The 11,828-nt window shown below is 64.3% G+C and carries 6 protein-coding genes and 3 pseudogenes; all 9 read left to right on the top strand.

Features of this window, described 5'->3' with window-relative positions:
* The first annotated feature begins 15 nt into the window (after positions 1 to 15).
* The 9 genes and pseudogenes from zapE (at position 16) to lpdA (ending at position 11,818) form a co-directional block, all read left to right on the top strand.
* Positions 16 to 1,199, top strand: a pseudogene (gene zapE, locus FOM02_RS31910) (cell division protein ZapE).
* A 249-nt stretch (positions 1,200 to 1,448) separates the two neighbouring features.
* On the top strand, positions 1,449 to 2,417 hold the full coding sequence (gene mdh / locus FOM02_RS31905) for a malate dehydrogenase (protein WP_008145224.1): 969 nt from the start codon (positions 1,449 to 1,451) through the stop codon (positions 2,415 to 2,417).
* Between the two features lie 208 nt (positions 2,418 to 2,625).
* On the top strand, positions 2,626 to 3,822 hold the full coding sequence (gene sucC, locus FOM02_RS31900; RefSeq protein ID WP_027561864.1) for an ADP-forming succinate--CoA ligase subunit beta: 1,197 nt from the start codon (positions 2,626 to 2,628) through the stop codon (positions 3,820 to 3,822).
* Between the two features lie 4 nt (positions 3,823 to 3,826).
* Entirely contained in the window at positions 3,827 to 4,306 is a 480-nt protein-coding gene (locus FOM02_RS31895) for a DUF1579 domain-containing protein (protein ID WP_027561865.1), read from the top strand.
* Between the two features lie 36 nt (positions 4,307 to 4,342).
* The gene (gene sucD / locus FOM02_RS31890; RefSeq protein ID WP_027561866.1) at positions 4,343 to 5,227 is read left to right on the top strand and encodes a succinate--CoA ligase subunit alpha; all 885 of its coding nucleotides are present in this window, start codon (positions 4,343 to 4,345) and stop codon (positions 5,225 to 5,227) included.
* Between the two features lie 137 nt (positions 5,228 to 5,364).
* Complete coding sequence (locus FOM02_RS31885) at positions 5,365 to 8,322, top strand: 2-oxoglutarate dehydrogenase E1 component (RefSeq protein WP_027561867.1); 2,958 nt, start codon at positions 5,365 to 5,367, stop codon at positions 8,320 to 8,322.
* A 169-nt stretch (positions 8,323 to 8,491) separates the two neighbouring features.
* A pseudogene (odhB, locus tag FOM02_RS31880) lies at positions 8,492 to 9,546 on the top strand (2-oxoglutarate dehydrogenase complex dihydrolipoyllysine-residue succinyltransferase).
* A gap of 52 nt (positions 9,547 to 9,598) precedes the next feature.
* Positions 9,599 to 10,358 (top strand): annotated as a pseudogene (locus FOM02_RS31875) (SDR family oxidoreductase).
* A gap of 59 nt (positions 10,359 to 10,417) precedes the next feature.
* Entirely contained in the window at positions 10,418 to 11,818 is a 1,401-nt protein-coding gene (gene lpdA, locus FOM02_RS31870) for a dihydrolipoyl dehydrogenase (RefSeq protein WP_265440559.1), read from the top strand.
* The last annotated feature ends 10 nt before the right edge of the window (positions 11,819 to 11,828 follow it).

The following is an 11,828-nucleotide window of genomic DNA, read 5'->3' as shown; positions in this document are numbered from 1 at the left end:
TGGCGGTAAAGAGCCATGCTCTCCACCCCAAACTCCTCATTCCGCGAGGCATACCAGGCCCAGATCGCGTCAGGCGCGATTGAGCCCGATGCTGCGCAGGCCGAGGTCGCCGAAGCCTATGCCGCGCTCGACCAGCGGCTCGCGAATTACAAGCCGCAGCGCAAGCAGGGCCTGCTCAGCCGCCTGTTCAGCAGCGACAAGGACGAGGCGCCGCGCGGGCTCTACATCCATGGCGAGGTCGGCCGCGGCAAGACCATGTTGATGGACTTGTTCTTCCAGCACGCGAGTGTCGAACACAAGCGCCGCGCGCATTTCCACGAGTTCATGGCCGAAGCGCATGAGCGCATCTACGACTATCGCCAGAGCATCGCGCGCGGCGAGATCGCCGACGGCGACGTCATCGCACTGACCGCGACGGCGATCTTCGAGGAGAGCTGGCTGCTCTGCTTCGACGAATTCCACGTCACCGACATCGCCGATGCGATGATCCTGGGCCGCCTGTTCGCAAAGCTGTTCGAGCTCGGCACCGTGGTGGTCGCGACCTCCAACGTCGCGCCTGACGATCTCTACAAAGGTGGCCTGAACCGGTCGCTGTTCCTACCCTTCATCAAGCAGATCACCGACCACATGGACGTGGCGCGGCTCGACGCGCGCACCGACTTCCGCCTGGAGAAGCTTCAGGGTGTGCCGATGTGGCTGACGCCGGCGGATGGCGATGCGGACGCCGCGCTCGACCGCGCCTGGGCGAAGATGACCGGCAACGCCAAATGCAAGTCGCGCGACATCTCGATCAAGGGCCGCACCTTGCACGTGCCGTGCTCGGCGCACGGCGTGGCGCGGTTCTCGTTCGCCGATCTCTGCGAGAAGCCGCTCGGGGCGTCCGATTATCTGAGGCTCGCGCACGACTATCACACCATCCTGTCGACCATATTCCAGTGATGGACTTCTCCCAGCGCAACGCCGCCAAGCGTTTCATCACGCTGATCGATACGCTCTATGACAATGCCGTGAAGCTGATGGCCTCGGCGGACGCCAACCCGATCTCGCTCTACCTCGCCCACGAGGGCAACGAGGCCATGGAGTTCAAGCGGACCGCCTCGCGCCTGATCGAGATGAGCTCGGAATCCTATCTGGCGCTGGCCCACGGCCGCAAGGATTCCACCGCCAGCGGCTCCACCAAGGGGCTGGTGGAGACTTAAGTCCTATTTGCCAGCGCTGTCATTCCGGGGCGTCGCGAAGCGACGAGCCCGGAATCCATCGCGCCACAGACTCTGCCGCCTGATGGATTGCGGGCTCGCGACTTTCGTCGCGCCTCGGAATGACGGGGTTGCGCTTGTATATGCGCCAAGCCCGACAAATGGGCATCCAGCGACTTGAACGGGGGAGGCGAAAGGGATAACCACCCGTCTCAGTTTTCCCCTCCTTACGTGTCTAAAGGACAGGTTCACATGGCGCGCGACAAGATTGCTTTGATTGGCTCCGGTCAGATCGGCGGAACGCTGGCTCATCTCATCGGCCTGAAAGAACTGGGCGACGTGGTGATGTTCGACATCGCCGAAGGCGTGCCGCAGGGCAAGGCGCTCGACATCGCGCAGTCCTCGCCGGTCGACGGCTTCGACGCGCACTACACCGGTGCCAACTCCTACGAAGCGCTCGACAACGCCAAGGTCTGCATCGTCACCGCCGGCGTGCCGCGCAAGCCCGGCATGAGCCGCGACGACCTCCTGTCCATCAACCTCAAGGTCATGGAGCAGGTCGGCGCCGGCATCAAGAAGTATGCCCCCGACGCCTTCGTCATCTGCATCACCAACCCGCTCGACGCGATGGTCTGGGCGCTGCAGAAGGCCTCGGGCCTGCCGCACAAGAAGGTCGTCGGCATGGCCGGCGTGCTCGACTCCGCGCGCTTCCGCTACTTCCTGGCCGACGAGTTCAACGTCTCGGTCGAGGACGTCACCGCCTTCGTGCTCGGCGGCCATGGCGACACCATGGTGCCGCTGGTGAAGTACTCCACCGTCGCCGGCATCCCGCTGCCCGACCTCGTCAAGATGGGCTGGACCTCGCAGGCGCGCCTCGACGAGATCGTCGACCGCACCCGCAACGGCGGCGCCGAGATCGTCAACCTGCTCAAGACCGGCTCGGCCTTCTACGCCCCCGCCGCCTCGGCGATCGCGATGGCTGAGAGCTATCTGCGCGACAAGAAGCGCGTGCTGCCTTCGGCCGCCTACCTCAACGGCGAATACGGCGTGAAGGACATGTATGTCGGCGTACCCGTCGTGATCGGCTCCAAGGGCGTCGAGCGCGTCGTCGAGATCGAGCTCGCCGGCAAGGACCGCGAGGCCTTCGACAAGTCGGTCGGCGCGGTGCAGGGCCTGGTCGATGCCTGCAAGAAGATCGCACCCGATCTTCTCGGCCGCTAAGGCCCAAACAATCCCGCCGAAGACCGAAACCCGGTCTTCGGCGGTTTCACTTCCGGGGCCCGGCTGACCGGGCGGGCCTTCGGTTCGGCAGTCCAGAGATCTCGAAGTCAAAGAATCCGGGTTGCAGTTCCTGTGGTATATGGTATGCCAGCCACAAGACTGAGGTGGGCCCATGGGGTCACCGCCCGCGGGTTCAGGGAGCGACCATATGAATATCCATGAATATCAGGCCAAAGCGCTGCTGGGTGAGTTCGGCGTGCCGATCTCCAAGGGCGTCCCGGTTCTCAAGGCCGCCGACGCGGAAGCAGCCGCCAAGGCGCTGCCCGGTCCGGTCTATGTCGTGAAGAGCCAGATCCATGCCGGTGGCCGCGGCAAGGGCAAGTTCAAGGAAGCCTCAGCCGGCGACAAGGGCGGCGTCCGGATCGCCAAGTCGGCCTCTGAAGTTTCCGAGTTCGCCAAGCAGATGCTGGGTGCGACGCTGGTGACCGTGCAGACCGGCCCCGCCGGCAAGCAGGTCAACCGCCTCTACATCGAGGACGGCTCCGACATCGACAAGGAGTTCTACCTCTCGATCCTGGTCGACCGCGAGACCTCGCGCGTCTCCTTCGTCGTCTCGACCGAAGGCGGCGTCAACATCGAGGACGTCGCGCACAACACGCCTGAGAAGATCGTGACCTTCTCGGTGGATCCCGCGACCGGAATCATGGGCCATCACGGCCGCACCGTCGCCAACGCGCTGAAGCTCTCCGGTGATCTCGCCAAGCAGGCCGAGAAGCTCACCGCGCAGCTCTACGCCGCCTTCGTCGCCAAGGATATGTCGATGCTGGAGATCAACCCGCTGGTCGTGACCAAGCAGGGCCAGCTCCGCGTGCTCGACGCCAAGGTGTCGTTCGACGACAACGCGCTGTTCCGCCACCCCGAGGTGCTCGCGCTGCGCGACGAGACCGAGGAAGACGCCAAGGAGATCGAGGCGTCCAAGTACGACCTCAACTACGTCACCCTCGACGGCAACATCGGCTGCATGGTCAACGGCGCCGGTCTCGCCATGGCGACGATGGACATCATCAAGCTCTACGGCATGTCGCCGGCGAACTTCCTCGACGTCGGCGGCAGCGCCAGCAAGGAGAAGGTCGCGGCCGCGTTCAAGATCATCACCGCGGATCCCAACGTGAAGGGCATCCTGGTCAACATCTTCGGCGGCATCATGAAGTGCGACGTGATCGCCGAGGGCGTCACGGCTGCGGTTCGTGAAGTCGGCCTCAGCGTGCCGCTGGTGGTTCGCCTCGAAGGCACCAATGTCGAGCTCGGCAAGAAGATCATCCGTGAATCCGGCCTGAACGTGGTGCCGGCCGACAATCTCGACGACGCCGCGCAGAAGATCGTGAAGGCCGTCAAGGGAGGCTAAGGCCATGGCCCAGGACCATCTCGCCGCATCATCTCCGCTTGCAGAGCACGCGCGTCTCGCCGCGTTCGCCGGCGAATGGGATGGCGAAGAGACGGTCTTCCCATCGCGCTGGACCGAAGGCGGCCCGGCGACCTCGCGCACCGTCGCGCGCATGGATCTCAACGGGTTCTACCTGATCCAGGACTCGGTGCAGATGCGCGACGGCAAGCAGGTCTTCGCGACCCATGGCATCTTCACCTACGATCGTGACGACCGGACCTACAAATTGTTCTGGTACGACTCGCTCGGCTACACGCCGCCCTCGCCCGCTTCCGGCGGGTGGGTCGGCAAGACCCTGACGCTGGTGCGCGGCTCGCTCCGCGGCAATGCGCGCCACGTCTACGAGATCATCGACGACAATTCCTACTCGTTGAAGATCCAGTTCTCGCCGGACGCGGAAGGCTGGGCCGACGTGCTCACTGGCGTCTACCGCCGCATCCACTGACCCTCTCACTCTGTTAGTTTCGCGAAAGCAGACCTCATGTCCATCCTGATCGACAAGAACACCAAGGTCATCTGCCAGGGCTTCACCGGCAAGAACGGCACCTTCCACTCCGAGGCTGCGATCGCCTATGGCACCAAGATGGTCGGCGGCACCTCGCCGGGCAAAGGCGGCTCGACGCATCTGGGCCTGCCGGTGTTCGACACCGTGCGCGATGCGCGTGAGAAGACCGGCGCCGATGCGTCGGTGATCTACGTGCCGCCGCCGGGCGCGGCCGACGCGATCTGCGAAGCCATCGACGCCGAGATCCCGCTGATCGTCTGCATCACCGAGGGTATTCCGGTCGTCGACATGGTCCGCGTGAAGCGCTCGCTGGCCGGCTCCAAGTCGCGCCTGATCGGGCCGAACTGCCCCGGCGTCATGACCGCCGGCGAGTGCAAGATCGGCATCATGCCGGCCAACATCTTCAAGACCGGCTCGGTCGGCATCGTCTCCCGCTCCGGCACGCTCACTTACGAAGCCGTGTTCCAGACCTCGCAGGAAGGCCTCGGCCAGACCACCGCGGTCGGCATCGGCGGCGACCCGGTCAAGGGCACCGAGTTCATCGACGTGCTCGAAATGCTGCTGGCCGATCCCAAGACCGAATCGATCATCATGATCGGCGAGATCGGCGGTTCCGCCGAGGAGGACGCCGCCCAGTTCCTCAAGGACGAGGCCAAGCGCGGCCGCAAGAAGCCGATGGTCGGCTTCATCGCCGGCGTCACCGCACCTCCCGGCCGCCGCATGGGTCATGCCGGCGCGATCATCTCGGGCGGCAAGGGCGATGCCGGTTCCAAGACCGAAGCGATGCAATCGGCCGGAATTACCGTGTCTCCGTCGCCGGCGCGCCTCGGCCATACGCTTGCCGAAAAGTTGAAAGGCTAATTCACTTCTTCGTGCTTTTCCGGGCGAAGTTTCGCAGCAAATAGGGTAAATGGTGCCAGTCGCGTCGGGCCTCTGCCGGGGAGCCCGACGCCAGCGCCGTTTGTTATGCGCGAACCGAAATCGCCAGGAACTCAAGTATGTCTCGCCAGGACGCGAACGCAGCCTTTGCCCTCTCTTCGTTTTTGCAGGGCACCAACGCCACCTACATCGACGAAATCTACGCCCGCTACGAGAAGGACCCGTCCTCGGTCGACGCCGAGTGGCAGGAGTTCTTCAAGAGCCTCAACGATCAGCCGGCCGACGTCCGCAAGAACGCGGAAGGACCGTCCTGGGAACGCGACAACTGGCCGCTGAGCCCGCAGGACGATCTGACCTCCGCCCTCGACGGCAACTGGGCTGAGGTCGAGAAGGCGGTCGGTGCCAAGATCGCGGCCAAGGCGCAAGCCAAGGGCGCCGACATCTCCTCCGCTGACGTGCTTCAGGCGACGCGTGACTCGGTCCGCGCCCTGATGTTGATTCGCTCCTACCGCATGCGCGGCCACTTCCACGCCAAGCTCGATCCGCTCGGCATCGAAGCCCCGCGCAACCGCGAAGAGCTCGACCCACGCACCTACGGCTTCAGCGAAGCCGATTTCGACCGCAAAATCTTCCTCGATCACGTGCTGGGTCTCGAATACGCCACGCTGCGCGAGATCACCGCGATCTGCGAGCGCACCTACTGCCAGACGCTCGGCGTCGAGTTCATGCACATCAGCAACGCCGCGCAGAAGGCCTGGATCCAGGAGCGCATCGAGGGACCGGACAAGGAAATCTCGTTCACCCGCGAAGGCCGGCGGGCGATCCTGATGAAGCTGGTCGAGGCTGAAGGCTTCGAAAAGTTCTGCGACACCAAGTTCACCGGCACCAAGCGCTTCGGCCTCGACGGCGGTGAATCGCTGATTCCCGCGCTCGAGCAGATCATCAAGCGCGGCGGCAATCTCGGCGTGAAGGAAGTCGTGCTCGGCATGCCGCATCGCGGCCGCCTCAACGTGCTGACCCAGGTGATGGGCAAGGCGCACCGCGCACTGTTCCACGAGTTCAAGGGCGGCTCGGCCAATCCCGACGCGGTCGAAGGCTCCGGCGACGTCAAATATCACCTCGGCGCCTCCTCGGACCGCGAGTTCGACGGCAACCGCATCCATCTGTCGCTGACCGCCAACCCCTCGCATCTCGAGATCGTCGATCCCGTGGTGCTCGGGAAAGTGCGCGCCAAGCAGGACCAGCACGGTGATCCGCCGGACCAGCGCATCTCCGTGATGCCGCTGCTCATGCACGGCGACGCCGCATTCGCCGGCCAGGGCGTGGTGGCCGAGTGCTTCGGCCTGTCGGACCTGAAGGGCTACCGCACCGGCGGCTCCGTGCACTTCATCGTCAACAACCAGATCGGCTTCACGACTTATCCGCGTTACTCGCGCTCCTCGCCCTATCCGTCGGATGTGGCGAAGATGATCGACGCGCCGATCTTCCACGTGAACGGCGACGATCCGGAAGCCGTGGTGTTCGCGGCGAAGGTCGCCACCGAATTCCGTCAAAAGTTCCACAAGCCCGTCGTCATCGACATGTGGTGCTATCGCCGTTACGGCCACAACGAGGGCGACGAGCCCGCGTTCACCCAGCCGGTGATGTACAAGCGGATTGCGGCCCATCCCTCGACCCTCACTCTCTACTCCAAGCGCCTGATTGCCGAAGGCGTGGTCACCGAGGGCGAGGTCGACAAGCTAAAGGCCGACTGGCGCTCGCGGCTCGATGCCGAATTCGAGGCCGGCACCTCTTACAAGCCGAACAAGGCCGACTGGCTCGACGGCAAGTGGTCCGGCTTCAAGATCGCCGACCAGGAAGAGGATGCACGGCGCGGCGTCACCGGCGTCGATCTGCCGATCCTCAAGGACATCGGCCGCAAGATCACCAAGGTGCCGGACGGCTTCCGCGTTCACCGCACCATCCAGCGTTTCCTCGATAACCGCTCGAAGGCGATCGACACCGGCAACGGCATCGACTGGGCGACCGGCGAGGCGCTGGCGTTCTGCTCGCTGCTCAATGAAAACCATCACGTCCGTCTGTCCGGACAGGATTCGGAGCGCGGCACCTTCTCGCAGCGCCACTCGGTCCTGATCGACCAGGAAGACGAGAGTCGCTACACGCCGTTCAACCATCTCGGTCACGAGCAGGGTCACTACGAGGTCATCAACTCGCTGCTGTCGGAAGAGGCCGTGCTCGGCTTCGAATACGGCTATTCGCTCGCCGAGCCGAACACGCTGACCCTGTGGGAAGCCCAGTTCGGCGACTTCGCCAACGGTGCGCAGGTCGTGTTCGACCAGTTCATCTCCTCGGGCGAGCGCAAATGGCTGCGCATGTCCGGCCTCGTCTGCCTCTTGCCGCACGGCTATGAAGGCCAGGGACCGGAGCATTCCTCGGCGCGCCTCGAGCGTTATTTGCAGATGAGCGCCGAAGACAACATGCAGGTGGTCTATCCGACCACGCCGGCGAACTACTTCCACGTGCTGCGCCGGCAGCTCCATCGCGAGATCCGCAAGCCGCTGATCGTGATGACGCCGAAGTCGCTGCTGCGCCACAAGCGGGCGGTCTCGCGTCTCGAAGAGCTCGCGAAGGGAACGACCTTCCACCGCATCCTCTATGATGACGCCCAGATGCTGCCGAACGAGGCGATCAAGCTCGTCCCCGACGAGAAGATCCGTCGCATCGTGCTGTGCTCCGGCAAGGTCTATTACGATCTCTACGAGGAGCGCGAGAAGCGCGGCATCGACGACATCTACCTGATGCGCGTCGAGCAGCTCTATCCGGTGCCGCTGAAGGCGCTGGTCGCCGAGCTGTCGCGCTTCAAGAAAGCCGAGATGGTGTGGTGCCAGGAAGAGCCCCGCAACATGGGTGCCTGGCACTTCATCGAGCCCTATCTGGAATGGGTGCTGAACCAGGTGAACGGTGTGAGCCGGCGTCCGCGTTATGTTGGCCGCGCCGCTTCCGCCGCGACCGCGACTGGTCTGATGTCCAAGCATCAGGCGCAGTTGAAGGCGTTCCTGGACGAAGCACTGAGCTGAACTCTTTCGAACTGCGTCATGCCCCGCTCCAGTGCGCAACTGCGCACAAGGGCGGGGCATCCAGTACGTCGTGACCGCAACGTCGCGGCTCGCTGGATGGCTTGCTTTTCGCTGGCCGATGACACCTGAGAATTCATGACCGCGACTGCGATCCCTTAAGGAAAAGACCATGACTGAAATTCGTGTGCCGACGCTCGGCGAATCCGTCACCGAGGCCACCATCGGCCGCTGGTTCAAGAAGGCCGGCGATCCCGTCGCCGTCGACGAGCCCTTGGTGGAGCTCGAGACCGACAAGGTCACCATCGAGGTCCCGGCGCCCTCCGCCGGCACGCTGAGCGAGATCATCGCCGCCGATGGCGCGACCGTTGCGGTCGGCGCGCTGCTCGGCCAGATCACCGATGGCGCCGGCGCTGCGAAGCCCGCCGCCGCGCCTGCCAAGCCTGCTGCTGCTCCTCCGCGCCGACCCCGGTCAACCAGCCGGCCGCCGCCGTGCAGGTCCGCGCGCCGTCGCCGGCCGATGACGCCGCCCGCGAAGAGCGCGTCAAGATGACCCGCCTGCGCCAGACCATCGCGCGCCGCCTCAAGGACGTGCAGAACACCGCGGCCATGCTCACGACCTTCAACGAGGTCGACATGACCAACGTGATGGCGCTGCGTGCCCACTACAAGGACGCGTTCGAGAAGAAGCACGGCGCCAAGCTCGGCTTCATGGGCTTCTTCACCAAGGCCGTCGTGCAGGCGCTGAAGGACATTCCGGCCGTCAACGCCGAGATCGACGGCACCGACCTGATCTACAAGAACTACTACCACATCGGCGTGGCCGTCGGCACCGACAAGGGCCTCGTCGTGCCTGTTGTCCGCGACTGCGACCACAAGTCGATCTCCGACATCGAGAAGGGCATCGCCGATTTCGGCCGCCGCGCCCGCGATGGCCAGCTCAAGATCGACGAGATGCAGGGCGGCACCTTCACCATCACCAATGGCGGCATCTACGGCTCGCTGATGTCGACCCCGATCCTGAACGCGCCGCAGTCCGGCATCCTGGGCATGCACAAGATCCAGGATCGCCCGATGGTCGTCGGAGGCAAGATCGAGGTCCGCCCGATGATGTATCTGGCGCTGTCCTACGATCACCGCGTCATCGACGGCAAGGAAGCCGTCACCTTCCTGGTGCGCGTCAAGGAGAGCCTGGAAGATCCGGCGCGCCTGGTGCTCGATCTCTGATCCCTGATGCTTTGCGAGCGCCGTCGCCATTCGCGACGGCGCGTGTCGAACCATGGAGGCGCGCGTGACGGATAAAGTCGTTGTCATCACCGGCGGCAGCCGCGGCATCGGGCGCGACCGCGCTTGCGGCGGCCGCGCGCGGCTTCCGCGTCGTGGTCGGCTATGCCAGCAACAAGCAGGCCGCCGACGAGGTCGTAGCTACGATCGAGGCCAGCAACGGCAAGGCCATCGCGGTGAAATGCGATGTCGCCGAGGAAAACGACATCCTCAATTTGTTCAAGGAGGCCGACAAGTTCGGCACGCTGGGCGCGCTCGTCAACAATGGCGGAATCGTCGGCAAGAGCGGCGTGCGCGTCGACGAGATGTCGGCCGAGCGCATCCAGCGCGTCATGGCCGTCAACGTCACCGGCTCCATCCTCTGCGCGCGCGAGGCGGTGAAGCGGATGTCGACCAAGCACGGCGGCAAGGGCGGCGTCATCGTCAATCTGTCGTCGGTCGCCGCCAAGCTCGGCTCGCCCAACACTTACGTCGACTATGCGGCGTCGAAGGGCGCGATCGATTCCTTCACCATCGGCCTCGGCTATGAGGTCGCGAGCGAAGGCATCCGCGTCGCCGGCATTCGCCCCGGCCTGATCGACACCGAGATCCACGCCGCCGGCGGCGAGCCCGACCGCGCCCATCGTCTGGCCCATCTGGTGCCGATGAAGCGCGTCGGCACATCTGACGAAATCGCCAATGCCATCGTCTGGCTGCTGTCGGACGAGGCCTCTTACGTCACCGCAGCCACTCTCGATGTGTCCGGCGGACGCTGACGCGCCGCGCGGACGCTGACACATCCTCATCACGCTAAAACCTTACGGGACTATCTCTCATGGCTACCTACGATCTCGTCGTCATCGGCACCGGACCGGGCGGTTATGTCTGCGCGGTGCGCGCCAGCCAGCTCGGCATGAAAGTCGCCGTGGTCGAAAAGAACGCCACGCTCGGCGGCACCTGCCTCAACGTCGGCTGCATGCCGTCGAAGGCGCTGCTGCACGCCTCCGAAATGTTCGAGGAAGCCGGGCATTCCTTCGCCAAGATGGGCGTTTCCGTTTCCGCGCCGAAGCTCGAATTGCCCGCCATGATGAACTTCAAGCAGCAGGGCATCGACGGCAACGTCAAGGGCGTCGAGTTCCTGATGAAGAAGAACAAGGTCGACGTGCTCAAGGGCACCGGCAAGATCCTCGGCACCGGCAAGGTCGAAGTCTCCGCCGACGGCAAGTCGCAGGTCATCGAGACCAAGAACATCGTGATCGCCACCGGCTCGGACATCGCGCGTCTCAAGGGCATCGAGATCGACGAGAAGCGCATCGTCTCCTCGACCGGCGCGCTCTCGCTCGACAAGGTCCCCGGCAAGCTCCTGATCGTCGGCGCCGGCGTCATCGGCCTCGAGCTCGGCTCGGTGTGGAAGCGGCTCGGCGCCGAAGTCGTCGTCGTCGAATTCCTGGATCGCATCCTGCCCGGCATGGACGGCGAGATCGCCAAGCAATTCCAGCGCATCCTTGAGAAGCAGGGCTTTGCATTCAAGCTGGGTTCGAAGGTCACCGGCGTCGAAGTGAACAGCAAGGCATTGCTCGCGAAAATCGAACCGGCTGCCGGTGGTGCCGCCGAGACGCTGGAAGCCGACGTCGTGCTCGTCTGCATCGGGCGCGTGCCTTACACGGATGGTCTCGGTCTGAAGGAAGCCGGCGTTGCGCTCGACAATCGCGGCCGGGTGCAGATCGATCCCCATTTCGCGACCAGCCTGAAGGGCGTCTATGCCATCGGCGACGTCGTCGCAGGCCCGATGCTCGCGCACAAGGCCGAGGACGAAGGCGTTGCGGTTGCCGAGATCATCGCCGGCCAGGCCGGCCAAGTGAATTACGACGTTATCCCAGGCGTCGTGTATACCACGCCGGAAGTGTCCTCCGTCGGCAAGACCGAGGAGGAGCTGAAGCAGGCGGGTGTGGCTTATACCGTCGGGAAGTTTCCCTTTACCGCCAACGGCCGCTCCAAGGTCAACCAAACGACTGATGGCTTTGTGAAGATTCTCGCAGATGCGAAGACCGATCGCGTGCTCGGCGTGCACATTATCGGCATCGAGGCCGGCGAAATGATCCATGAAGCCTGCGTTCTCATGGAGTTCGGTGGCAGTGCGGAAGATCTCGCCCGCACCTGTCACGCGCATCCGACCCGCTCGGAGGCCGTCAAGGAAGCCGCGCTTGCAGTCGGCAAGCGGGCCATCCATATGTAAGCGACGCCCA

It is taken from the genome of Bradyrhizobium sp. SEMIA (genome assembly GCF_014844175.1).
Lineage (GTDB): Bacteria > Pseudomonadota > Alphaproteobacteria > Rhizobiales > Xanthobacteraceae > Bradyrhizobium > Bradyrhizobium arachidis.
Note: the sequence above shows the minus strand (reverse complement) of the source record. Positions and strands in the feature narration are given on the sequence as shown.

What these genes read in the sequence shown, in the direction of transcription:
- sucC (WP_027561864.1), top strand. Translation starts at nt 2,626, where the DNA reads ATGAATATCCATGAATATCAGGCCAAAGCGCTGCTGGGTGAGTTCGGC.
- mdh (WP_008145224.1), top strand. Translation starts at nt 1,449, where the DNA reads ATGGCGCGCGACAAGATTGCTTTGATTGGCTCCGGTCAGATCGGCGGA.
- FOM02_RS31895 (WP_027561865.1), top strand. Translation starts at nt 3,827, where the DNA reads ATGGCCCAGGACCATCTCGCCGCATCATCTCCGCTTGCAGAGCACGCG.
- sucD (WP_027561866.1), top strand. Translation starts at nt 4,343, where the DNA reads ATGTCCATCCTGATCGACAAGAACACCAAGGTCATCTGCCAGGGCTTC.
- lpdA (WP_265440559.1), top strand. Translation starts at nt 10,418, where the DNA reads ATGGCTACCTACGATCTCGTCGTCATCGGCACCGGACCGGGCGGTTAT.
- FOM02_RS31885 (WP_027561867.1), top strand. Translation starts at nt 5,365, where the DNA reads ATGTCTCGCCAGGACGCGAACGCAGCCTTTGCCCTCTCTTCGTTTTTG.